Origin of the sequence: Cedecea lapagei (genome assembly GCF_900635955.1) — a bacterium.
Taxonomy (GTDB): Bacteria; Pseudomonadota; Gammaproteobacteria; order Enterobacterales; family Enterobacteriaceae; genus Cedecea; species Cedecea lapagei.
Genome location: NZ_LR134201.1, coordinates 3,521,885 through 3,542,075, shown reverse-complemented (window position 1 = coordinate 3,542,075; position 20,191 = coordinate 3,521,885). Strand labels below are relative to the sequence as shown.

Here is a 20,191-nt window from a genome sequence, read left to right as displayed (position 1 = left end):
GCTGTCATAATTCAAAAAGGTGAAATATCTGGCCGTAATCTTTTTCATAAATCTGTCACAAATCTGACGCATACTGACGCACAATTAATAAGAGATGGTCTCTTTTCAACAGGGTAAATCATGGCGAGACGCATTTTAGTCGTAGAAGATGAAGCTCCGATTCGTGAAATGGTGAGCTTTGTGCTCGAGCAGAATGGCTTCCAGTCGGTAGAGGCGGAAGATTATGACAGCGCGGTTAACCTGCTAATTGAACCTTTCCCCGATCTGATCCTGCTGGACTGGATGCTGCCTGGCGGATCCGGGATCCAGTTCATCAAGCACCTCAAACGCGAGGCGCTGACCCGCGAGATCCCGGTGATGATGCTGACCGCGCGTGGCGAAGAAGAGGATCGCGTACGCGGACTTGAAGTCGGTGCCGATGACTACATCACCAAGCCGTTTTCCCCGAAAGAGCTGGTGGCGCGTATCAAAGCCGTCATGCGCCGTATCTCACCGATGGCGGTGGAAGAGGTGATTGAGATGCAGGGGCTGAGCCTCGACCCCTCTTCACACCGCGTAATGACCGGTGAAGATCCTCTCGATATGGGGCCAACCGAATTTAAGCTGTTACACTTCTTTATGACCCATCCGGAGCGCGTTTACAGCCGTGAACAGCTGCTCAATAATGTATGGGGAACTAACGTTTACGTTGAAGACCGTACCGTAGACGTGCATATTCGTCGCCTGCGTAAAGCTCTGGAAACAAGTGGTCATGACAAAATGGTGCAAACAGTTCGCGGCACGGGTTATCGGTTTTCAACCCGTTTTTAATATGCTGACAGGAGCGTGACGCGTGCTGGAACGGCTGTCATGGAAAAGGCTGGTGCTGGAGCTGATGCTCTGTTGTCTACCGGCGGCGATTCTTGGATTGATTTTTGGCCACCTGCCGTGGTTCTTACTGGCGGCGGTCACCGCCCTGTTAAGCTGGCATTTCTGGAACTTACTTCGTCTCTCCTGGTGGCTGTGGGTTGACCGCAGCATGACCCCGCCGCCCGGACGGGGAAGCTGGGAACCTCTGCTGTATGGGCTGCACCAGATGCAGCTGCGTAATAAAAAGCGTCGTAAAGAGCTGGGCAACCTGATCAAGCGGTTCCGTAGCGGAGCTGAATCACTGCCCGATGCCGTGGTGTTGACCACCGAAGAAGGGATGATTTTTTGGTGTAACGGTCTGGCCCAGCAGCTGCTTGGCCTGCGCTGGCCGGACGACAACGGCCAAAATATTCTCAACCTCCTGCGTTACCCTGAGTTCACGCAATATGTGGCGAAGCAGCAGTTCGGCCGCCCGCTGACGCTGGTGCTGAACAATGGTCGTCATCTTGAGTTCCGCGTGATGCCTTATGCTGACGGCCAGTGGCTGATGGTGGCGCGTGACGTCACGCAGATGCACCAGCTCGAAGGCGCTCGCCGCAACTTCTTTGCTAACGTCAGCCATGAACTGCGAACCCCGTTGACCGTACTACAGGGTTATCTGGAAATGATGCAGGATCAGGCGCTGGAAGGACCTTTAAAGGACAAAGCGCTGCATACCATGCGCGAACAAACCTCGCGTATGGAGGGGCTGGTCAAACAGCTACTCACCCTGTCGAGGATTGAAGCGGCGCCGGCGATTTCGATGAACGAGAAAATTGACGTGCCGCTGATGCTGCGCGTGGTTGAACGCGAGGCACAAACGCTAAGTCAGCAGAGGCAGACGCTCACTTTTAACGTTGAGCCGGGGCTTCAGGTCTACGGCAACGAAGAGCAGCTTCGCAGCGCTATTTCGAACCTGGTCTATAACGCCGTAAACCATACGCCAGCCGGAACGCACATTACGGTCACCTGGCGTAAGCTGCCTCACGGGGCGGCGTTTAGCGTCAGGGATACCGGGCCCGGGATTTCCGCCGAGCATATTCCTCGCCTGACCGAGCGTTTCTACCGCGTCGATAAGGCGCGTTCTCGCCAGACGGGCGGCAGCGGGCTGGGGCTGGCTATTGTTAAGCACGCCCTGAGCCACCACGATGCGCGGCTGGATATTGAAAGCCTGCCGGGGCAGGGATCGACGTTTTCGTTTATTCTGCCCGAACGCCTGATTGCTCACGATCCTGTGGCGGCGGCACATTAAGTCGCCTTCACCGTCAAGTCTGCTTTCCACAGGCCAGTTTTCTGGCCTTTTTTGCCTGTATTTTCACCACTCGTTAATCACTGAATATCGGATTGATGCTTTTTTGTCCGAATGATAAGCCATAACAAAAGCGTATAATCAAATTTATTCACTGGTTATACCTATTTTTGAAGGATATATTCCTGCTTTCCCGATCCCTTCTTGTCTTCAAACGCTATAAGCGTTTTAATTGCCCCCCTGTTATTACCAGACCGACTGAAATTGAGTGGTAATTCGACTAACTATTCTTCGCCACCGATCTGGAGAAGCATATTCCGCTGTCGTTACCGGTAATAGCCGCGTTTTTACCGAACGTTATCTGGACTGAACGTTGGTTTAAAAATTTGATTATTTTCAACACCACACATCCACAGGCTGCTTTATTTTATGACCCATCATTTGAAATCTCGTGACATCATCGCTCTGGGCTTTATGACCTTTGCGCTGTTTGTGGGCGCGGGCAACATCATTTTCCCGCCAATGGTTGGCTTACAGGCTGGCGAGCACGTCTGGACGGCGGCGCTCGGTTTCCTGGTGACCGCAGTAGGTTTACCTGTTCTGACCATTGTGGCGATCGCCCGCGTGGGCGGCGGCATCGATAGCCTCAGCTCGCCGATTGGCCGCCGTGCCGGTATCTTTCTGGCAACGGTCTGCTACCTTGCCGTGGGGCCACTGTTCGCCACGCCGCGAACCACCACCGTCTCCTTTGAAGTGGGGATTGCCCCGCTGACCGGTATGGGCGAGATGCCGCTGTTTATCTACAGCCTGGTCTACTTCGCGCTGGTGATTGGCATTTCACTTTATCCGGGTAAGCTGCTGGATACCGTGGGACACGTGCTGGCGCCGGTAAAAATTATCGCCCTGCTGATCCTGGCCGCCGGTGCGGTTCTGTGGCCGGCAGGTGGCCTGAGCTCGGCGACGGAGGCCTACCAGAATACCTCCTTCTCCAACGGCTTTGTGAACGGCTACCTGACGATGGATACCCTTGCGTCGCTGGTGTTCGGGATTGTTATCGTTAATGCCGCCCGCTCTCGCGGCGTGACGGAATCCCGCCTGCTGACCCGCTACACCATCTGGGCTGGCCTGATCGCGGGTATCGGCCTGACGATTATCTACCTGGCGCTGTTCCATCTCGGCTCCGACAGCGCGAACCTGGTTGAGCAAAGTGCCAACGGCGCGGCTATCCTGCACGCTTACGTTGCCCATACCTTTGGCGGTGCCGGCAGCTTCTTCCTCGCCGCGCTGATTTTCCTCGCCTGCCTGGTGACGGCCGTTGGCCTGACCTGCGCCTGCGCGGAGTTCTTTAGCCAGTATCTGCCGCTCTCTTATCGCTCACTGGTGTTTATTCTGGGTCTGTTCTCGATGGTGGTGTCCAACCTTGGCCTGAGCCATCTGATTCAGATCTCCATCCCGGTGCTGACGGCGATCTATCCGCCGTGTATCGCGCTGGTGGTACTGAGCTTTACCCGACCGTGGTGGAACAATTCCAGCCGGGTAATTGCGCCCGCGATGCTGATTAGCCTGCTGTTTGGGATGATTGACGGCGTTAAAGCGTCTGCGATAGGCGGCATACTGCCTGGCTGGGCGGCGAAGCTGCCGCTGGCGGATCAGGGACTCGCCTGGCTGCTGCCGACCGTGGCGATGGTGATTATCAGCGCTATCTGGGACAAGGCTGCAGGGCGGCAAGTGACCTCAACCGCTCACTAAGTATTTGATTGTAATGTAACCACGGAGCCTTCCTCCGTGGTTTTTTTATTGTAAAGCGTGGTACTGGATTAATGGAAAACACCAACAAGCTCAAGCGAGGTTTGAGCACCCGGCATATTCGATTTATGGCGCTGGGGTCGGCGATTGGAACAGGGCTGTTTTACGGTTCGGCGGATGCCATCAAGATGGCCGGCCCAAGCGTCCTGCTGGCGTATATCATCGGCGGCGTCGCGGCCTATATCATCATGCGCGCGCTGGGCGAAATGTCGGTGCATAACCCCGCAGCCAGCTCGTTTTCCCGTTATGCCCAGGACAACCTGGGTCCGCTGGCCGGCTACATTACCGGCTGGACCTACTGCTTCGAGATTTTGATCGTCGCCATTGCCGACGTCACCGCGTTCGGGATCTACATGAGCGTCTGGTTCCCGGCGGTGCCGCACTGGGTCTGGGTACTTAGCGTGGTGCTGATTATCAGCGCCATTAACCTGATGAGCGTGAAGGTGTTCGGCGAGCTGGAGTTCTGGTTCTCGTTCTTCAAGGTTGCCACTATCATCATCATGATTATTGCCGGGATCGGCATTATTGTCTGGGGCATTGGCAACGGCGGCCAGGCCACCGGCATTCACAATCTGTGGAGCAACGGCGGCTTCTTCAGCAACGGCTGGCTCGGCATGATTATGTCGCTGCAGATGGTGATGTTTGCCTACGGCGGGATTGAGATTATTGGCATCACCGCCGGCGAAGCGAAAGATCCGCAGAAGTCCATTCCACGCGCTATCAACTCCGTGCCGCTGCGTATTCTGGTGTTCTATGTGGGCACGCTGTTTGTGATTATGTCCATCTATCCGTGGAACCAGGTAGGCACCGAAGGCAGCCCGTTTGTGATGACCTTCCAGCATATGGGCATCACCGCCGCGGCGGGTATTCTGAACTTTGTGGTTATCACCGCTTCGCTCTCTGCGATTAACAGCGATGTGTTTGGCGTGGGCCGCATGCTGCACGGCATGGCCGAGCAGGGCAGTGCGCCGAAAATGTTCGCCAAAACCTCCCGCAACGGCATCCCGTGGGTGACGGTGGTGGTGATGGCCTGTGCGCTGTTGCTGGCGGTTTACCTGAACTACATCATGCCGGAGAACGTTTTCCTGGTGATTGCCTCGCTGGCGACCTTTGCCACCGTGTGGGTCTGGATCATGATCCTGCTGTCGCAAATTGCCTTCCGCCGCCGCCTGTCGCCGGAAGAGACAAAAGCGCTGAAGTTCCCTGTCCCCGGCGGCGTTATCACGACCCTTGTTGGCCTCGTATTCCTGGTGTTTATCATCGGGCTGATTGGCTACCATCCGGAAACCCGTATTTCGCTCTATGTCGGCTGCGGCTGGATTGCTCTGCTGCTGATCGGCTGGCTTGTTAAGCGCCGGGTGAAGGCGCAGTCCCTGATTCAGTAAAACATTGTTTTCGATTTTCCCCTCTCTCTGGAAGGGTGAGGGGAAAATGCGTTCCCGCCTCCACCCCTCCTGTCCTCCCCCAAATTAACCCGGAACGATGAGTGATAAAGCCTTATGCTGTGGCAAGGTGGCGTCATTTTTAAGCGATGGGAAAGTTACTATGTTGAATGCCTGGCACCTTTCGGTGGCCCCGTTTATCCAGAAGCGCGAAAATAGCCTGATCGTTACTCTGTGGCTGGCGGGAGACGAGCTGCCTGAGAAAGTCGTTCTGCGCGGCGAAAAGGACAACGAGGAGCTCTCACTGGTGATGGTGCGCCAGAAGCACGCTCCCCTGGAGGGTGTCGTCGCCTGGAAAGCCACCCTTGAGACCGCCGAAGGTCAGCCCAGGCGCCGCTACAGCTTCAAGCTGCTGTGGCAGGACAGGCAGCGCTGGTATACGCCTCAGGGCTTCAGGAAGACCCCTCCGGCACGTCTGGAGCAGTTTGCTGTTGATATGCCAGATGATGGCCCGGATTGGGTGCAGGATCAGGTGTTCTATCAGATCTTCCCCGATCGCTTTGCGCGAGGCTCGAACCGTCAGCCGGAGCAGGACAATGTCTATTTTCACCATGCGGCCGGGCGGGATATCGTTCGACGCGAATGGGATGAGCCTTTAACCGGAGAAGCAGGAGGATCGACGTTTTACGGCGGCGATCTCGACGGTATTAACGAAAAACTGCCTTACCTGAAAAAACTTGGCGTGACGGCGCTTTACCTGAACCCGATTTTTACCGCGCCCAGCGTGCATAAGTACGACACCCAGGATTACCGGCAGGTAGATGAGCAGTTTGGCGGCAACGCCGCTTTTTTGCGTCTCAGGGAAAATACGCGCCGGCAGGGCATGAAGCTGATGCTGGACGGCGTCTTTAACCACAGCGGCGATACGCACGCCTGGTTCGACAGGCATCAGCAGAGCGACGGCGGCGCCTGCCATAATCCACAGTCAACGTGGCGCGACTGGTACAGTTTCTCGGCGGAAGGGCGGGCGCTGGACTGGCTGGGTTATTCAAGCCTGCCGAAGCTGGACTACCGTTCGCCCACCCTGGTAGATGAAATCTATCGGAGCGAACAAAGCATTGTGCGGCACTGGCTGCGCGAGCCGTGGGGCATCGACGGCTGGCGTCTGGACGTTGTGCATATGCTTGGCGAAGCGGGTGGGGCGAAAAACAATTTGCTGCATGTCGGCAGCATTACCCGCGCGGCGAAGGAGACAAAGCCGGACGCCTATGTTCTCGGTGAGCACTTCGGCGACGCCCGCCAGTGGCTGCAGGCGGATACTGAAGACGCGGCCATGAACTATCGTGGTTTTACCTTCCCGCTTTGGGGATTTCTGGCGAACACGGATATCTCTTACGAGCCGCAGAACATGGACGCGCAAACCTGTGTGGCATGGATGGAGGAGTACCGCGCGGGGCTTTCCCATCAGCAGCAGCTGCGCATGTTTAACCAGCTCGACAGCCACGACACCGCCCGTTTTAAGTCGATTCTCGGTAAGGATGTTGCCCGTCTGCCGCTGGCCGTTATCTGGCTGTACGCCTGGCCCGGCGTACCCTGTATTTTTTACGGCGATGAAGTGGGCCTGGACGGGAACAACGATCCTTTCTGCCGCAAGCCGTTTCCGTGGAACAAGCGGGATCAGGATTTAGATCTGCTGGCGCTCTACCGGCGGCTGGGCAAACTGCGCAAGCAAAGCCGTGCGCTCCGCCAGGGCGGCTGCCGGGTTATCTATGCGGAAAACGATGTTGTGGTGTTTGTTCGTATTTATCAAAACGAGCGCGTGCTGGTGGCCATAAACCGCGGCAATTCGGTTCAGGTGACGCTGCCGTGGGATGCTCTGCTGAGCGGTAGAGCCTGGGCGCAGATCGAAGGTGAGGCTGTGCTGGCAAACCGTGAATTGAGCTTGCCTGCCGTCTCTGCCTCGGTATGGCGGAGTTTATAGGCGGATAAAAACAAAAAAGGCCGCATTTGCGGCCTTTTCTAAGAGCTTGCTTAGCTATTACAGCTTAGCAACGTTCTCGCTCAGGTACTTAGCAACGCCGTCCGGAGACGCGTTCATGCCTTCTTTCCCTTTTTCCCACTGAGCCGGGCACACTTCGCCGTGCTCTTCGTGGAACTGCAGCGCGTCAACCATACGCAGCATTTCGTCGATGTTACGACCCAGCGGCAGATCGTTAACCACCTGGTGGCGAACGATACCAGCTTTGTCGATCAGGAAGGAGCCGCGCAGTGCAACGCCAGCGTCCGGATGTTCGATACCGTAAGCTTTCTGGATTTCACGTTTGATGTCAGCAACCATCGCGTATTTCACTTCGCCGATGCCGCCTTTATCAACCGGGGTTTTACGCCATGCGTTGTGCACGAACTCGGAGTCAAAAGATACACCAACGACTTCTACGCCACGTTTCTGGAATTCTTCGTAGCGCTTGTCGAATGCGATCAGTTCAGACGGGCAAACGAAGGTGAAGTCCATCGGCCAGAAGAACACAACGGTGGCTTTGCCGTTGGTGTGTTTTTTGAAGTTGAAGTTTTCAACGATTTCGCCATTGCCGAGGACGGCAGCAGCGGTAAAGTCAGGGGCTGGACGAGTAACCAGGACCATATGTACTCCTGTTAATTTTGTTAAAGTGAGTGTTAACGCAACCGGGGGAGTATAGGGGCTCCATTCCATGTAGCTCAATGGCGTCTTGCCAATCGATCGGATAGGTATTGGCTATCAAAAAGACGCTTAGATTGAGGGCCGGTAACCAGGATAGCCCTTTTTATGAAAAGGGCAAGTTGTTGTAACGCGAACCGCGGGCGATCACAAACTTTTTTGTTCTGCCATCGCCATCATGCGCGGATAAAACTGCCAGAAAAGCGCCTCCAGCTGGTCATAATGGGCATCCAGATCGCTCCAGGAGTCTCGCAATGCGTCAAGCTTTGGTCTACGGCTTGCCATCCCGTTGAGAACATTAGCGATAAAGCTCATTTCCCGGTAACGCTCCAGCCAGCGTTCACGCCATAAATAGTTATTGAGGTTAATGAAACGCGGCGGCGTGTCGTCAAGCCAGGGTTCAATTTGCCCGCGAGCGTAGGCGACAAACTCCTCGAGTCCGATATCCGGGCTGATCTTATCCCAGTGCCGCGACAGAAAGTGGTCCCACATGACATCCAGTGAAATAGGTGAAACGCGCCGCGTTTTCGGGCTGAACCAGCCGCGTGCAAGCGCGACTTCCGGCAGACCATCCGTCAGGGCATCGACGCGGCGATGCATATAAATGCCGGCAATGACCTCGGGCGAAAAACTGTCGTCCGGGCTGCCTCGCACAAAATCTGCCAGCAAATTTCCCAGCAGTGAACTTTGGGCCAGATGAGCAAGATGCAGGTGGGCGAGAAAATTCATCGAATAGTTATTCCATTTATGGCTTTAAAACGGCCTGAGCGGGGTAAACGTGTTGCAGGGAAAGCCCCCTGCCACTAGACTAAGCCGCCTGTTTTTAAGTCTGAGTGCTATACCATGCGCGTTGCTGATTTTTCCTTTGAACTGCCTGAATCCCTGATTGCTCATTATCCGCAAGCCGAGCGCAGCAGCTGTCGTTTGCTGTCTCTGGACGGGCCGACGGGCGCACTGACGCATGGCACTTTCACCGATTTGCTCGACAAGCTCAACCCCGGCGACCTGCTGGTGTTCAACAACACCCGCGTGATCCCGGCTCGCCTGTTTGGCCGCAAAGCCAGCGGCGGGAAAATTGAAGTGCTGGTCGAGCGCATGCTGGATGATAAACGCATTCTGGCACATATTCGCGCCTCCAAAGCGCCAAAACCCGGTGCAGAGCTGCTGCTCGGCGATGATGAAAGCGTACACGCCACCATGGTTGCACGCCACGATGCGCTGTTTGAAGTCGAGTTTAACGACGAGCGCGCGGTGCTGGATATTCTGAATAATATCGGCCATATGCCGCTGCCGCCGTACATCGACCGCCCTGATGAAGAAGCGGACCGCGAGCTGTATCAAACCGTTTATAGCCAGAAGCCGGGGGCCGTTGCCGCCCCGACTGCGGGCCTGCACTTTGACGAGCCGCTGCTGGAAAAACTGCGTAATAAAGGTGTCGATATGGCGTTCGTCACGCTGCACGTTGGCGCGGGGACGTTCCAGCCGGTGCGCGTGGACAGCATTGAAGACCATATCATGCACTCCGAGTATGCCGAAGTGCCTCAGGATGTTGTGGATGCGGTGCTGGCGTGTAAAGCACGCGGTAATCGCGTTATTGCGGTAGGGACGACCTCTGTACGTTCTCTTGAAAGCGCCGCTCAGGCTGCCAAAAACGATCTGATCGAGCCGTTCTTTGGCGATACCCAAATCTTTATCTACCCGGGCTATCAGTACAACGTGATCGATGCGCTGGTGACGAATTTCCACCTGCCGGAATCTACGCTGATTATGCTGGTCTCCGCGTTTGCCGGATATAAAAACACCCTGCACGCCTACCACGAGGCGGTGAAAGCGGAATATCGCTTCTTTAGCTACGGCGATGCGATGTTTATTACCTGTAACCCGCAGGCAATTAACGAACGCCCAGGGGAGTAATTTCCCCTCACCCTGACCCTCTCCCCAGGGGGGAGAGGGGATAATGCTGGGGTGACCTCTCCCCAAGGGGAAGAGGGGATAATGCGGGACTTTTTTATTTTCCCTCTCCCCCAAGGGGATAGGGGATAATGTGGGACTTTTTTATTCTCCCTCTCCCTCAGGGAGAGGGCCGGGGTGAGGGCCAAACCCTCCCCCAAATATTCCGCCGTGAGCACCGCCCGCGGCGTTAATTGATTCACCAGACTGTTTCTCTGGTGGCTAATTTGCCAGTAAATCTTCACCGGCATTAAAACACTTTAATCATCATGAGTTTACGACAGACAGAGGTGCTCTGTTTTGGTCATCATCTTCGGACTGTGCCAAAAACGTGACAGTGCCGCTGAATTTGCTCAGGTGTTCGGTGCTTAAGTGAGCATATTTGTTCACCATCTCCAGCTTCTCCCAGCCACCCATTTCCTTCAGCACCATCAGCGGCGTTCCGTCCTGAACATGCCAGCTTGCCCATGTGTGACGTAGGTCGTGAAACCGAAAGTCAGATATCCCCAGTTGCTCCAGGACTTTATCAAACTCGTATCTACCGATTTGCGCCGCCTGCCGTCCGTTCTTCGCGAAAACATAATCAGAGTCTCTTGGGCAGCTCGTGATTATCTTCACTGCTTCATCGTTGAGCGGCAAGGGTCTTGCCTTCCCAGACTTCGCATTGTCAGCGGTAACAACAGCTATCCGCCTAGAGAGATTGACGCTCTCCCATTTCATGCTCAGGATTTCACCCTTTCTCGCGCCGGTGAGCAGGGCGAACGAAACAACCCTTTTCATCCAGTCAGACCAAAGGGAAGCGATTACAGCCCTGGCCTGATCCTTCTCTATCCATCTAATCCTGACCTTTGGCTCTCTCTGTGTTGATATGTGAGGAACCGACGAAAGCCATCCAGACTTAACAGCAAGAGAAAAAGCCCTCATAATGAACGAGCGGTACCGATTACGAGTGGCGTTTGACAACTTAACGCGACGTGCGGAAGAGAATTCGGGGAGGTTATCTGCAATTTCCTCCCCGGTTATCTTCGATATGACGCGATCGCCAAACACCGATAGCCAATATCTGGCATACACCTGCTTATTTTCGAAGCATGACTGCCCATCAGCTTCGCGCATGGCGAGCACCACCATATCCCCGAATTTCCTTTCCTTGACCTTTCCAAGCCTTGCAACAAGCCAAAGCTCATGCTTCAGCTTGTCGTGATACTCCTGTGCTTCTGCTTTTTCCTCGGTGCCAGCAGAGCGTCTAATTCTTTCTCCATCTGGTGATGAGACGTCCACCCACCACTTTTTACCTCTTTTGAAGATCGGCATTTTTTGAACTCCTTACCGCCGACCACAGCCAGTCGGGTGACATTGTTGTTTGGTGCAGAGAATTTTTCCAGACTTTCATTGCTTGCTCGCCACAGGCCACCAACCTTAAACATGTGGTATTTGAGAGGGTTTCGATAGATGGTGTGCGGGGAGACTTTCAACTTCAGGGAGTATTCTTCTATTGTCATGAGAGCTTCTGCCATGCTCACCTCACAATAAGGAAATAGCCGTTACGACCGCGCCAAAAGCAACAGCTAGCAGCACGAAGAAAATCTTTGCTCCGATGGTGTATTTCATAACTTCCTCCCAATAAAAAACCGCCCGTAGGCGGTTGCTTTAGCGATGGTTATTCGATGCGGATGCCGGGGATTTTTCCGGCTGCGATGTAATCAAGGAAGTCCTTAACATCCCCAGCATGGAATACATTGTCGATGTCAGTTTCCAAATCAAGGAAGCGAATCAACGCCTCAGCGACTTCAAGGCGCTTCCTGTTTGCTGCTGAGCGGATAGGGCGGAACTTAACCGTTGACAAGGTGTAACACTCTTCCGACCGATCCAGCCTAACCAGCACAACCGAAACGCCAATGTACAGAATCTTACATGGGATAAATTTTGCCCCTGACCACGCCACTTCGCACTCGCACCCAACAGGCGGCAACCCCTCGCCATTCCACTCAGTCGCCTTAGATGCTGATAGCGCTGCTTCGTATTTATCGTTGGTGACAAAAGCGTCTTCATAGTCCTCAGACAGATTGAATTCGCGACCACTGAAAAGGCAATCACCATAAGGGTCGTACAGACAACCATCATCTAATTGTTCAATCACGCTAACACCCTCAGGCCACCCACCAAGCCTAGGAATCTCTTTCACCAAAATCTCTAATAAAGTCATCACATCCTCCATAAAACAAAACCCGCCTTAGCGAGTTCAGATAAAAAGAAACCCGCTATTGCGGGCTATTCAGGCTTTGTCACGCATTGATGAATGCAAGCCCGGCGATAATCCAGAGCCGATTGTCAAGCCAACAGCCTCCGGCTTTGGTGCTGCGGCTATCATTGCTCGCACATCCTCAAATCGAACGTAATCCCCGTCGCCGTCTGGCCTTAACGATACGCCCCCGAACTGCGTATTAGCTGCTGTATATCGTTGGATGCTGTCCACAGCAGGCAGCTGCGGCGCGGCGTAGAGTGGGTGAGCATCCATTAACCTCTCAGCATGTCGCGGTTCATAGCACATGCCGTGGCGTGGACCATCTGTATAACCGAAAGGCTCTTTCCCCGCTTCCCGCAATGCGAGTAGCTCGCGGGCCATCGAGACTATTTCATCGCTGACGTTGCACATGCGCTTATCGTTGGCATATTCAGCCAGGCGATCATTGCTCAGGTTATTCATAAAGCCTCCACACGGCCTGGCCAATTCTGCTTTCATACTGGCACTTAGAAACCAAACCTTCTTTCTGCATTTCAGAGAGGTGCTTGCGAAGGTCTTTGCAACTCCAATCGTCCTCGGGATATTCCCGTTCAAGGGCTAGACGTAAATTCCAGGTTGCCATCTTGACCGGCCACTCACTACCAATGGTGGCCTTTTGCTGTTCTTTCCTGTCACGCATAACCTTCAGAATTTTTTCGCATACTGTAGCCATCACTCCCCCTCATCCACGGTGCCGCCAGCGGCGCTGATTGCTTCAACTGCTGAATCTCTGGGTATGCACAAAACCCAATCGCTTGGGTCAAACCCTGTGGAATATGCTGACTGCATGAGAATGCCCTTCGGCAGCTTCACCGCTAACGGGCTGGCCTCCAGCTCTGCTATGCGAGCTTTAAGGGCATCTATGCGCGCTGTCAGGTCAACAGGCGCAACGTTGTCAGCATCCTTTCCAAACCCGAGCGCAGCGCGCACCGCGCGTGATTCACACATTCGCTGGTCAGCCTGTCCGGGCGACATTGAATAACGGCAAAGCTGGCTGCCGAGTTCTGCGTTTTTCTTTTCCAGATTCTCTATGCGATCAGACTGCTGATTGATGTGGTCGTCCTGCGCAGCATTGGCGCGTTGTGACTGCTCCAGCGCCGCTATCAGCGTCAAGATACTTTCGGGGTTGGCCTCCAGTGCAAAAGTTGCGTTGTCCATATCCAGAAAGTCGCCAAATGTTCCTTCGCTGCAATTTAATGAATACCCTGTATGGTCAATGCTATATGGCCCCGGCGTTGCTTTCTCCGCTGCCGCTTTCACCTCGGCAATCAGCGCTTCGAGTTGTTTAGTCATTTGGCCTCCCGGCGTTTTTTCAGCGCTTCTTTGTAGCTGGCCTTTGCCGCTTTCTTTGTCGGCTTCCACTCACCGCAAATGTCGTAATACGAATCCCAGTAGCAGCGCGAACGGCGTACCATGCGGTACTCCCATTTATACCGGTCAACTTCGCGGTCTTCGTATACCGGCAATTCAATCCCCAGCCATTCTGCAAACGAGTGGCCATAATCAGCGTGCAGATATTCGCCATATCGCGTACGTTTCTTTGGCTCGGGCAGCGCGGCAATGGCCACTGCTTTTCCTGCGTCTGTCACCTGGTAAATCACATCACCGCATGACCAGGCGGGCGCCGGGCTGGCGTATGCCATTCCAGCCCCGACAAGCTGCTGCCATGCTTTGTTGTCAGGATGGTCGCCGCTGGCGAGGAAGTAATTTCGGTACGGCTCGCGGTTGCGTTCACTGATGCCCAGGGCGTGCTGCATGAGTTCGATATTGCTCATTTGCCTTGCTCCTTGCGCAGTTGCTCCGCCCATTCCTTCAGCGCTGTTTCTGCATACTCTCCGGACAGGCCATCAGGCGCAGGCACTGGGGCATTTGCTAAGTCGGATTTAGTGTCAAGAATCATCCTAGTGACGTCGAAAACTTCGGGCAGAGGTTTGTCGATGAATCCGTTATTGAAAGCTGCTGCCAGTCGACTAGCAGCAAAGTTGATACCCTCAGCCCGCGCCTCGTTGCGTATCTCTGCCAGCGCGGCGTCGGTGGCTTTGAATTCCTCTCGAGCATCGCGAATGAAATGTTCGGCCTGCTCAGTCATACCGATGCCAAACTCATACTTCATGAGAGCCTTTTGCATTACAAATGCTCCACCTTTTGCCACATCATTCAGTCGGGAATTCTCCACTGCCAGCCCCTGCACCTGTGCCGTCAGGTTCGTCACCGTGGCTTCGTAGGCTGTCAACTTGCGCTGGAGTTCGGCGTAGTCTTCGTAAGCCGCATATCGACCAGTTGCATCTTCACTAATGCAGAGCCCACCGTTGATATCTTTTGCGTCATAGCGCTTAACTGTCATTTTCATACCCTCAGTGCTGTGCGCGTTGTTCGCGCTCTTGCTTCGTTGCATATCGCCATGTGTAACCGCGATGAGATTTAGCCCGGCCACTAATCGCTTCATTAATGCCGCCGCGTTTAAATCCCGGCGCGTAGTAAGGAGAGGGGGAAATAGAGTGTTTCCCCGGTCTGCTGGCTGGTGCCGATGATTGCTTTCTGGCGCATTGCTTGCTGTTTCATCACCGCTCCTTGAGCGTCCCGTTAATGACGCCAATGTGATAGAGGAGTTGATAGATAGTGAATCGTGGATATATGCGACGCTCGTAGCTGAGAAGGATTCTTCGGTTAATGACTTCCCTGTCTTTTATGCTTTTGGCTTCCTCTGTCTTCCATGCTCCCTGAATCTCTTTCCAGCACTGACGAGCGGTTGCGCGAATGGCGTTAAGCTCTGCTGTTTCCATTGCGTATCATCCGGTTCAGATACTTGTTGGTATTCACACTCGGAAAGCTGCAGCGAGCTAATAGCTCTTCGCGTGTTGGCATGGGTGCTTTGCAGGTTTTTGGATGGGCTGCTGCGTCACCGGGTGTTACATCGGGATTGAATTGATGGCTAAACATGCTCACGCTCCACGTATTCAGTGATTTTTTTTGCTGACTGTCTGACTGAGGTTTTCGATATGCAGAACCAGCGCTTGAAGCGACTGGGCTTCTGATGTGAGGATTTCGCGGTGGCAAAGCTCTTTCACCAGGTGTTCAAATTTGGAGTAGTAACGAGCTGAACTGAGACCTTCCTTGCCAGCGTTGTCGCCTTTCTCGATGATTACCTTCTCGCGCAAAACGAGGTCGTGAGCAGTCCCGGTAATGATGTATTTACCGATTTCAATGTGAAGCTTCATGATGTTTTCCTTAGTCGCTAATGCGAGCGCCGTAGCGACCAAAGCGGACGCGAGAGCGATCGTCAATTTCTTCAGGTGGAAGGTGAGGGCCGATGGTTTCCCATTCCGGGAAGAAAGATGCCTTGTAGTTTCTTCTGGTCAGTAGCGCATCTGCCAGCGAATCAGCCTGACGCTCCATGCGCTGCTGTTTCGTCTCCGGCTCAATTTCTCCGGCTTGTGACATTTCCCAATATCTGGCGAAGTTAGCCATCACCTCTTCTTTGGTTCTGGCGGTGCACAGGCGAGGGTTATCCGCCCCGGGTTGAGGTGATGGCATATTCGTATCCATGGTTGGTTTACTTGATAAGCTTCTGCCAGATTGCAGAAACGTACTTAGCCTGGTGGATGGCGTCGGCTAAGGCATTGTGGCGGGTGCCATCAAATGGCATGTCGCGTTTCGGATCGAAGCCGATGACTTTTCCCATCTCTACGATGGTGCGTACATCACGGTCGTTCCACCATTGCCAGGGTGCTTGCTGGCCGGTTAGTGCGTAACTGCTGCGAAGAATTACGCAGTCGAATGAAGCGCCATTTCCCCAGACCTGAACATACTTTTGATTTCCATAATCTGAGATGAAGTCTGAAAGCTCACTCAGGGCAGACGTAAGTTCGACAGGGTTTTCTTTCAGGCTTTTCCGCGCATCCTCGCTCTGACCCATCCACCAAAGAATGGTTGATGCGTCGGGTCTGGCCCGGTATCGCATTGATGATTCCAGCGACACGTTTACCGAAAACTCTTCGCCTGTTTTGCCAGTTGCGGGGTCGAAGAATACGGCGCCAATGGAGATGATCGGCGCGTAGGTTCCGTTACCCATGGTTTCGAGGTCGAGCATTAAGTTGTTCATTGATTTCCTTAGAATGGAATGTCGTCGTCGAAATCCATCGGCGGTTCATTTGACGGGGCTTGTGATGATTGCTGCTGTTTTTTCTGAGGTTTACTTTGCTGACTTCCTTCCTGCTTCCCGCCAAGCATTTGCATGGTTCCACCGACATTGACGTGAATCTCTGTGGTGTACTTTTCCACTCCTGCCTGGTCAGTCCATTTTCGAGCCGTTAGCTTACCTTCGATATAAACCTGAGAGCCTTTCCGCAGGTATTCCCCGGCCACCTCTGCCAACTTCCCGAACAGCACCACACGGTGCCACTCTGTTTTCTCTTTCGTCTCGCCAGTCTGCTTATCTCGCCATGACTCGGATGTTGCCAGGGTGATATTTGCTACTGCGCCACCATTCGGAAGGTAACGAACCTCGGGGTCTTGCCCTAGGTTTCCGACGATGATTACTTTGTTTACTCCGCGATTAGCCATTACGCCGGCTCTCCTTCTAGTTCTGATTTACGAATGTCGTATACGTCCTTGGCGGTTGCCTGCTGTGGCGTTCCCTCTAGCATCGCCCAGGCTTTTGCAAATGCCTGTTTAAGCTCTTCCTGTGTTGATTTATGGCTGGCCGCCTCCGTGAAAGCCTTGAGGATCTGCTCTGGCGTGGGCTTTGGTTTATCCTGCTTTTGTGGGGCTGATTGCTGATGCTTATGCTCATCTGTGTCAGCATCTTTAGCGTCATCAATGCCAAACAATCCATTAAGACAGTATTTGCGGGCGTACGAGCTTGTCGCTCCGGTAACCTGGGCCGAATCCATCCCTTTCTTGGATTCCTCCTCCCGGGCCAATGCTGTTGCCTCATGAGTGGTTTCACCGTCAGTAATTCGAGCGGTGGCTTTCACGTAGTGGCGAGAGCCAATCATCACCACTTCATCACTGATCGAAAGGAAGAGGCCATTTAGTAGCGGCTTAACACCCTCAAGGATGTCCTCGCAGCTGCGGTATTTGTATTTGCCGAAGCTGTTGTACTGGTTCTTTGGGGCGTTCAGTGTTCGCTGTATTTCGGCCAGCCTGGCGTAAAATTCTTTGCTCATTGGTGATTACCTCCAAACTCTTCCCAGCTTATTTGCTCGTTACCGCGCTCGGCGGCGAGGTTGATCTGCTGCTCGATAGACTCCTGAAGCTCGCCTGATAGCAGTGCGATAAAGTCTTTGTCTTCCTGATCATGCTGCATGGTTCTTGCTCCAGTCCTTGTCCTGTGTTTTGTGCCAGCCAAGAGCTATAACGCCAGCCCATTTAAACGCCGCGCTTTGCCCCTCCTTTGTGTCTGGAAAGCTGTTTTCGTACACCTTGCCAAAGTCACGATTTGCCTGGGTTACGTAGATAGTTCCGTTAACAGGTACGATTGTCATGATTACGGCTCTCCGCGCTGGTTAAGGGTGTCTTTAAGCCACTTCCCGATATTGCGGAGTTGGCGGGTTAATCTTTCAAGCTGGCTTTCGTTTTGCTGGATAGCGCCCACGGCGACGCTGCCCGCGAATTGGTAAATCATCGTGGGAACTCCTGTTTAGTTGTGTTCATTAATCAGCGACTGCGCTCATGAATAAACGCGAATAAAAAAGCCGCACTAGGCGGCTATTTGATATCCTGCATGTATCCAGTACCGTTACAGCATGAGCACTGCTCAATTGGTGAGTGAATGGTTTCCATGAGAGTTGACAGGAAGCTGTCAATCAGCTCTTTAAGTTCCCACTCGTTATCTGCTTTAAACCCCTTGATTGGTGTATATCCCTTGTAGTTCTCTCGGTCATGCGTCATTTGGAATATCTCAATTTCCTTTGACGTATCCGTTTTAAAATGCAATTTAGCCCGCTGTTTCTTCGTTCTGGCAAATATGTCCTGATATGAGTACGTGTGCGGCTTGAGCAGCGGGATTATTTTCTTAACAGTGAAACAGAAGTCGTAATCACTAGTTATCCTTGCAAAGCCACTTTGGATGTTGTCCTTAACATGCTGGCGAACGAGATCAAACATTTCCTTGGATGATATTTCGCAGGCACTATTGGCTCTTAATGGCTCAGGAAGGATGATGCAGTCAATAAGTGAGTGCTTAATGTTTTGATTTGAAATGGTGTATTTTTCATCACTGAACTGTACGCGCCTGATTCCTGGGTAGCTAAACTCAGGGGCATCACGGTAGTTATCTACCTCGCAGATAAGGTCTAGCCCACACTCGACCTCTTGAAAGTAATCAGGAACATCGTCTGACTTGAGCGTGTATAGCGAATGCAGCAGGTCTTCATCGATAGAATCCCTGTCATCATATGAGACGATAAGCGGGTATTTTTCACTGCTTAAATCAGCATCCTTCAATTCATAGCGTCGATTTGTTTTCTGTCCGGTAATCAGGCGCTCTATTTTTTCAGGGTAAGAAGGTATCTCGTACCAATTTTTATGGAAGGTAGGTTTTGCAGCCAATCCATCAAATATTAGACCCTCGATAGACGAATTGTGGTAATTGTAATGGTATCCACTGCTTGCTTTGCAGTCAGTGATAAAGCACTTTCCCGCATCTGTTTTAATGATGCTTATCTGCAATTTCTTATCCATACTTTTCTCCAGTTAAAAAGAAGCTCGCACAGTGGCGGGCAAACAATGACAACGAGGGTGAATCAGAATCAGCTCTCAGTGAAAGCTGATGCGGAGGTTACTCGATGGGTGGTGGGGGCAGGGGCATCCAGTGAGTGACGATGAACCCTGACTCTGAACATTTGAAATGGACCGAATCCTTTCCTTGAAATTTCCTTGAGTAATAAGGGTTTTCTCTTCTAGCCGTGTCACGGTCTTTGATAAAAAAAGTGTGGCAAACGTGAGACTCATGCTCCCCTGTGTGATATTTTCGAACCGCCAAAACATAGCAATAATCAACATCGGGTAGACCATCGCTGACCTTTTTCCACTCCATATCCTCACCCTCTATTTAGTTGTGCGCCGAACGATCAATCGATTTCTTCAACTGTGATTTTGCATACGACTGCATAGCGCTTTACGCTCACCCCGTCGCAATCTGCATCTTCTTTTCTTGCATATGAGTCACGAGTCATCATGTAAGAAATGATGTCTTCAACACCGGAAATTGAAGGCTTTCCTGCAAACAGTCCCTCATCACAAATAACTGCTACTGTCTCTTTCATCTCTCACCTCTGTTAAACCGTATGTAATAAAAAAGGCCGCCTTAGCGACCTAGTCATCATCTTCGCAAGTGTTAGTCAGTGATTTAAATGCTTCGAATGCGCTATTTTGTCCTTCAAACTTCTTTCCGAACACATCCGCTTGCTCTTGAGTAAATGATTCCAGTGCATTGCTCATTGCCTCTTCATTCTCACCAAATCCGAGACTCAAAGACATTTCAGCGCCATCGAACATTGTTGAAATGCATAGTGCGCATTCTCCATCGCTGTTTTCTCCTTTACGAACCAAAATCTGGCGACCGTGACTTTCAAATAACTTTGCAAAACGCTCCATCTATAACTCCTGTTCTTAGCAATAAAAAACCACCCGAAGGTGGCGTTAATGTTTATCTGGCCGTTACCGTTAATGTCTTTCTATGCCCAGCACGATAGAGCGGGCTATTCATTTTCGATGAATGCCAATGTCGGAATTAGCTTGCAATCGCCATCACCAAATACTGCTCGCGCATCTCTATTTTCACTGATTTGTGAAGCCGGGATGTCGATGGTTACTCGGAATCTATCGCCACGCTTCATGTATTTAACGTCGCAATCGAAGTTTGACAGCGGCCATACGTATATACCCTGAGGCCTAAGCCTCTCGTGTGCTTCAGCAACCTTTTTCATTGCGCC

General features: G+C 52.7%; 29 protein-coding genes. 6 read left to right on the top strand and 23 right to left on the bottom strand.

Annotated elements, in window-relative coordinates; translation table 11 throughout:
* The first annotated feature begins 120 nt into the window (after positions 1 to 120).
* The 5 genes from phoB to malZ all read left to right on the top strand — a co-directional run bounded on the left by phoB (position 121) and on the right by malZ (position 7,306).
* Positions 121 to 810: a phosphate response regulator transcription factor PhoB gene (gene phoB / locus EL098_RS17355; RefSeq protein WP_008454506.1), complete on the top strand. Its 690-nt coding sequence runs from the start codon at positions 121 to 123 to the stop codon at positions 808 to 810.
* Positions 811 to 832: 22 nt separating this feature from the next.
* The gene (phoR, locus tag EL098_RS17350; protein ID WP_126357343.1) at positions 833 to 2,140 is read left to right on the top strand and encodes a phosphate regulon sensor histidine kinase PhoR; all 1,308 of its coding nucleotides are present in this window, start codon (positions 833 to 835) and stop codon (positions 2,138 to 2,140) included.
* A 426-nt stretch (positions 2,141 to 2,566) separates the two neighbouring features.
* Positions 2,567 to 3,886, top strand: coding sequence for a branched-chain amino acid transporter carrier protein BrnQ (gene brnQ / locus EL098_RS17345; protein ID WP_126357342.1), 1,320 nt, complete (start codon positions 2,567 to 2,569; stop codon positions 3,884 to 3,886).
* 71 nt (positions 3,887 to 3,957) lie between these two features.
* The gene (proY, locus tag EL098_RS17340) at positions 3,958 to 5,328 is read left to right on the top strand and encodes a proline-specific permease ProY (protein ID WP_126357341.1); all 1,371 of its coding nucleotides are present in this window, start codon (positions 3,958 to 3,960) and stop codon (positions 5,326 to 5,328) included.
* Between the two features lie 160 nt (positions 5,329 to 5,488).
* Positions 5,489 to 7,306: a maltodextrin glucosidase gene (malZ, locus tag EL098_RS17335; protein ID WP_126357340.1), complete on the top strand. Its 1,818-nt coding sequence runs from the start codon at positions 5,489 to 5,491 to the stop codon at positions 7,304 to 7,306.
* 57 nt (positions 7,307 to 7,363) lie between these two features.
* Here the strand turns inward: malZ and EL098_RS17330 are convergent, their stop codons facing one another.
* Both EL098_RS17330 and acpH read right to left on the bottom strand, forming a co-directional pair.
* Positions 7,364 to 7,966, bottom strand: coding sequence for a peroxiredoxin C (locus EL098_RS17330; RefSeq protein WP_126357339.1), 603 nt, complete (start codon positions 7,964 to 7,966; stop codon positions 7,364 to 7,366).
* A gap of 201 nt (positions 7,967 to 8,167) precedes the next feature.
* Positions 8,168 to 8,749 (bottom strand): ACP phosphodiesterase, encoded by a 582-nt coding sequence (gene acpH, locus EL098_RS17325; RefSeq protein ID WP_126357338.1) that lies wholly within the window; start codon positions 8,747 to 8,749, stop codon positions 8,168 to 8,170.
* Positions 8,750 to 8,863: 114 nt separating this feature from the next.
* Here acpH and queA point away from each other — a divergent pair, with 114 nt between their 5' ends.
* On the top strand, positions 8,864 to 9,934 hold the full coding sequence (queA, locus tag EL098_RS17320) for a tRNA preQ1(34) S-adenosylmethionine ribosyltransferase-isomerase QueA (RefSeq protein ID WP_126357337.1): 1,071 nt from the start codon (positions 8,864 to 8,866) through the stop codon (positions 9,932 to 9,934).
* Between the two features lie 303 nt (positions 9,935 to 10,237).
* On the opposite strand, the gene EL098_RS17315 is transcribed toward queA, so the two are convergent.
* The 21 genes from EL098_RS17315 to EL098_RS17220 form a co-directional block, all read right to left on the bottom strand.
* Complete coding sequence (locus EL098_RS17315; RefSeq protein ID WP_126357336.1) at positions 10,238 to 11,284, bottom strand: tyrosine-type recombinase/integrase; 1,047 nt, start codon at positions 11,282 to 11,284, stop codon at positions 10,238 to 10,240.
* A 346-nt stretch (positions 11,285 to 11,630) separates the two neighbouring features.
* Positions 11,631 to 12,176, bottom strand: a complete 546-nt coding sequence (locus EL098_RS17310; protein WP_126357335.1) for a hypothetical protein — start codon at positions 12,174 to 12,176, stop codon at positions 11,631 to 11,633.
* 69 nt (positions 12,177 to 12,245) lie between these two features.
* The gene (locus EL098_RS17305; protein WP_126357334.1) at positions 12,246 to 12,677 is read right to left on the bottom strand and encodes a hypothetical protein; all 432 of its coding nucleotides are present in this window, start codon (positions 12,675 to 12,677) and stop codon (positions 12,246 to 12,248) included.
* The gene (locus EL098_RS17300) at positions 12,670 to 12,927 is read right to left on the bottom strand and encodes an eaa protein (RefSeq protein WP_126357333.1); all 258 of its coding nucleotides are present in this window, start codon (positions 12,925 to 12,927) and stop codon (positions 12,670 to 12,672) included. Before EL098_RS17300 ends, EL098_RS17305 begins: the two co-directional genes overlap by 8 nt.
* A complete protein-coding gene (locus EL098_RS17295; RefSeq protein WP_126357332.1) occupies positions 12,927 to 13,547 on the bottom strand; it encodes a hypothetical protein in 621 nt (206 codons plus the stop codon). Before EL098_RS17295 ends, EL098_RS17300 begins: the two co-directional genes overlap by 1 nt.
* Positions 13,544 to 14,029 (bottom strand): hypothetical protein, encoded by a 486-nt coding sequence (locus tag EL098_RS17290; protein WP_126356164.1) that lies wholly within the window; start codon positions 14,027 to 14,029, stop codon positions 13,544 to 13,546. Before EL098_RS17290 ends, EL098_RS17295 begins: the two co-directional genes overlap by 4 nt.
* On the bottom strand, positions 14,026 to 14,700 hold the full coding sequence (locus EL098_RS23595) for a DUF4752 domain-containing protein (protein ID WP_232012240.1): 675 nt from the start codon (positions 14,698 to 14,700) through the stop codon (positions 14,026 to 14,028). Before EL098_RS23595 ends, EL098_RS17290 begins: the two co-directional genes overlap by 4 nt.
* A gap of 317 nt (positions 14,701 to 15,017) precedes the next feature.
* On the bottom strand, positions 15,018 to 15,194 hold the full coding sequence (locus tag EL098_RS17280; RefSeq protein ID WP_126357331.1) for a DUF2737 family protein: 177 nt from the start codon (positions 15,192 to 15,194) through the stop codon (positions 15,018 to 15,020).
* A 17-nt stretch (positions 15,195 to 15,211) separates the two neighbouring features.
* Positions 15,212 to 15,472, bottom strand: coding sequence for a hypothetical protein (locus tag EL098_RS17275; protein WP_126357330.1), 261 nt, complete (start codon positions 15,470 to 15,472; stop codon positions 15,212 to 15,214).
* A 10-nt stretch (positions 15,473 to 15,482) separates the two neighbouring features.
* Positions 15,483 to 15,788, bottom strand: coding sequence for a phage anti-RecBCD protein (locus EL098_RS17270; RefSeq protein WP_126357329.1), 306 nt, complete (start codon positions 15,786 to 15,788; stop codon positions 15,483 to 15,485).
* Between the two features lie 19 nt (positions 15,789 to 15,807).
* Positions 15,808 to 16,356: a 3'-5' exonuclease gene (locus EL098_RS17265; RefSeq protein WP_126357328.1), complete on the bottom strand. Its 549-nt coding sequence runs from the start codon at positions 16,354 to 16,356 to the stop codon at positions 15,808 to 15,810.
* An 8-nt stretch (positions 16,357 to 16,364) separates the two neighbouring features.
* A complete protein-coding gene (locus tag EL098_RS17260; RefSeq protein ID WP_126357327.1) occupies positions 16,365 to 16,817 on the bottom strand; it encodes a single-stranded DNA-binding protein in 453 nt (150 codons plus the stop codon).
* Positions 16,817 to 17,422: an ERF family protein gene (locus EL098_RS17255; protein ID WP_126357326.1), complete on the bottom strand. Its 606-nt coding sequence runs from the start codon at positions 17,420 to 17,422 to the stop codon at positions 16,817 to 16,819. Before EL098_RS17255 ends, EL098_RS17260 begins: the two co-directional genes overlap by 1 nt.
* Positions 17,419 to 17,562 (bottom strand): hypothetical protein, encoded by a 144-nt coding sequence (locus EL098_RS23255; RefSeq protein WP_164716895.1) that lies wholly within the window; start codon positions 17,560 to 17,562, stop codon positions 17,419 to 17,421. The genes EL098_RS17255 and EL098_RS23255 overlap by 4 nt, the downstream gene beginning before the upstream one ends.
* Entirely contained in the window at positions 17,552 to 17,740 is a 189-nt protein-coding gene (locus EL098_RS17250) for a DUF5444 family protein (RefSeq protein WP_126356157.1), read from the bottom strand. The genes EL098_RS23255 and EL098_RS17250 overlap by 11 nt, the downstream gene beginning before the upstream one ends.
* A 2-nt stretch (positions 17,741 to 17,742) precedes the next feature.
* The gene (locus EL098_RS17245; protein ID WP_126356156.1) at positions 17,743 to 17,880 is read right to left on the bottom strand and encodes a protease FtsH-inhibitory lysogeny factor CIII; all 138 of its coding nucleotides are present in this window, start codon (positions 17,878 to 17,880) and stop codon (positions 17,743 to 17,745) included.
* An 83-nt stretch (positions 17,881 to 17,963) separates the two neighbouring features.
* Positions 17,964 to 18,938 carry a hypothetical protein gene (locus EL098_RS17240; RefSeq protein WP_126357325.1) on the bottom strand — a complete coding sequence of 325 codons (975 nt, stop codon included), beginning with the start codon at positions 18,936 to 18,938 and terminating at the stop codon, positions 17,964 to 17,966.
* 97 nt (positions 18,939 to 19,035) lie between these two features.
* Complete coding sequence (locus tag EL098_RS23830) at positions 19,036 to 19,293, bottom strand: DUF551 domain-containing protein (RefSeq protein ID WP_126357324.1); 258 nt, start codon at positions 19,291 to 19,293, stop codon at positions 19,036 to 19,038.
* Positions 19,294 to 19,327: 34 nt separating this feature from the next.
* Positions 19,328 to 19,522 carry a hypothetical protein gene (locus EL098_RS17230; RefSeq protein WP_126357323.1) on the bottom strand — a complete coding sequence of 65 codons (195 nt, stop codon included), beginning with the start codon at positions 19,520 to 19,522 and terminating at the stop codon, positions 19,328 to 19,330.
* A gap of 49 nt (positions 19,523 to 19,571) precedes the next feature.
* On the bottom strand, positions 19,572 to 19,853 hold the full coding sequence (locus tag EL098_RS17225) for a hypothetical protein (protein ID WP_126357322.1): 282 nt from the start codon (positions 19,851 to 19,853) through the stop codon (positions 19,572 to 19,574).
* Between the two features lie 104 nt (positions 19,854 to 19,957).
* Positions 19,958 to 20,185: a hypothetical protein gene (locus EL098_RS17220; protein WP_126357321.1), complete on the bottom strand. Its 228-nt coding sequence runs from the start codon at positions 20,183 to 20,185 to the stop codon at positions 19,958 to 19,960.
* Positions 20,186 to 20,191: the final 6 nt, after the last annotated feature.

Coding starts and splice junctions, on each gene's coding strand:
- phoB (WP_008454506.1), top strand. CDS start 121: ATGGCGAGACGCATTTTAGTCGTAGAAGATGAAGCTCCGATTCGTGAA.
- brnQ (WP_126357342.1), top strand. CDS start 2,567: ATGACCCATCATTTGAAATCTCGTGACATCATCGCTCTGGGCTTTATG.
- proY (WP_126357341.1), top strand. CDS start 3,958: ATGGAAAACACCAACAAGCTCAAGCGAGGTTTGAGCACCCGGCATATT.
- malZ (WP_126357340.1), top strand. CDS start 5,489: ATGTTGAATGCCTGGCACCTTTCGGTGGCCCCGTTTATCCAGAAGCGC.
- EL098_RS17330 (WP_126357339.1), bottom strand. CDS start 7,966: ATGGTCCTGGTTACTCGTCCAGCCCCTGACTTTACCGCTGCTGCCGTC.
- acpH (WP_126357338.1), bottom strand. CDS start 8,749: ATGAATTTTCTCGCCCACCTGCATCTTGCTCATCTGGCCCAAAGTTCA.
- queA (WP_126357337.1), top strand. CDS start 8,864: ATGCGCGTTGCTGATTTTTCCTTTGAACTGCCTGAATCCCTGATTGCT.
- EL098_RS17315 (WP_126357336.1), bottom strand. CDS start 11,284: ATGCCGATCTTCAAAAGAGGTAAAAAGTGGTGGGTGGACGTCTCATCA.
- EL098_RS17310 (WP_126357335.1), bottom strand. CDS start 12,176: ATGACTTTATTAGAGATTTTGGTGAAAGAGATTCCTAGGCTTGGTGGG.
- EL098_RS17305 (WP_126357334.1), bottom strand. CDS start 12,677: ATGAATAACCTGAGCAATGATCGCCTGGCTGAATATGCCAACGATAAG.
- EL098_RS17300 (WP_126357333.1), bottom strand. CDS start 12,927: ATGGCTACAGTATGCGAAAAAATTCTGAAGGTTATGCGTGACAGGAAA.
- EL098_RS17295 (WP_126357332.1), bottom strand. CDS start 13,547: ATGACTAAACAACTCGAAGCGCTGATTGCCGAGGTGAAAGCGGCAGCG.
- EL098_RS17290 (WP_126356164.1), bottom strand. CDS start 14,029: ATGAGCAATATCGAACTCATGCAGCACGCCCTGGGCATCAGTGAACGC.
- EL098_RS23595 (WP_232012240.1), bottom strand. CDS start 14,700: ATGAAGCGATTAGTGGCCGGGCTAAATCTCATCGCGGTTACACATGGC.
- EL098_RS17280 (WP_126357331.1), bottom strand. CDS start 15,194: ATGTTTAGCCATCAATTCAATCCCGATGTAACACCCGGTGACGCAGCA.
- EL098_RS17275 (WP_126357330.1), bottom strand. CDS start 15,472: ATGAAGCTTCACATTGAAATCGGTAAATACATCATTACCGGGACTGCT.
- EL098_RS17270 (WP_126357329.1), bottom strand. CDS start 15,788: ATGCCATCACCTCAACCCGGGGCGGATAACCCTCGCCTGTGCACCGCC.
- EL098_RS17265 (WP_126357328.1), bottom strand. CDS start 16,356: ATGAACAACTTAATGCTCGACCTCGAAACCATGGGTAACGGAACCTAC.
- EL098_RS17260 (WP_126357327.1), bottom strand. CDS start 16,817: ATGGCTAATCGCGGAGTAAACAAAGTAATCATCGTCGGAAACCTAGGG.
- EL098_RS17255 (WP_126357326.1), bottom strand. CDS start 17,422: ATGAGCAAAGAATTTTACGCCAGGCTGGCCGAAATACAGCGAACACTG.
- EL098_RS23255 (WP_164716895.1), bottom strand. CDS start 17,562: ATGCAGCATGATCAGGAAGACAAAGACTTTATCGCACTGCTATCAGGC.
- EL098_RS17250 (WP_126356157.1), bottom strand. CDS start 17,740: ATGACAATCGTACCTGTTAACGGAACTATCTACGTAACCCAGGCAAAT.
- EL098_RS17245 (WP_126356156.1), bottom strand. CDS start 17,880: ATGATTTACCAATTCGCGGGCAGCGTCGCCGTGGGCGCTATCCAGCAA.
- EL098_RS17240 (WP_126357325.1), bottom strand. CDS start 18,938: ATGGATAAGAAATTGCAGATAAGCATCATTAAAACAGATGCGGGAAAG.
- EL098_RS23830 (WP_126357324.1), bottom strand. CDS start 19,293: ATGGAGTGGAAAAAGGTCAGCGATGGTCTACCCGATGTTGATTATTGC.
- EL098_RS17230 (WP_126357323.1), bottom strand. CDS start 19,522: ATGAAAGAGACAGTAGCAGTTATTTGTGATGAGGGACTGTTTGCAGGA.
- EL098_RS17225 (WP_126357322.1), bottom strand. CDS start 19,853: ATGGAGCGTTTTGCAAAGTTATTTGAAAGTCACGGTCGCCAGATTTTG.
- EL098_RS17220 (WP_126357321.1), bottom strand. CDS start 20,185: ATGAAAAAGGTTGCTGAAGCACACGAGAGGCTTAGGCCTCAGGGTATA.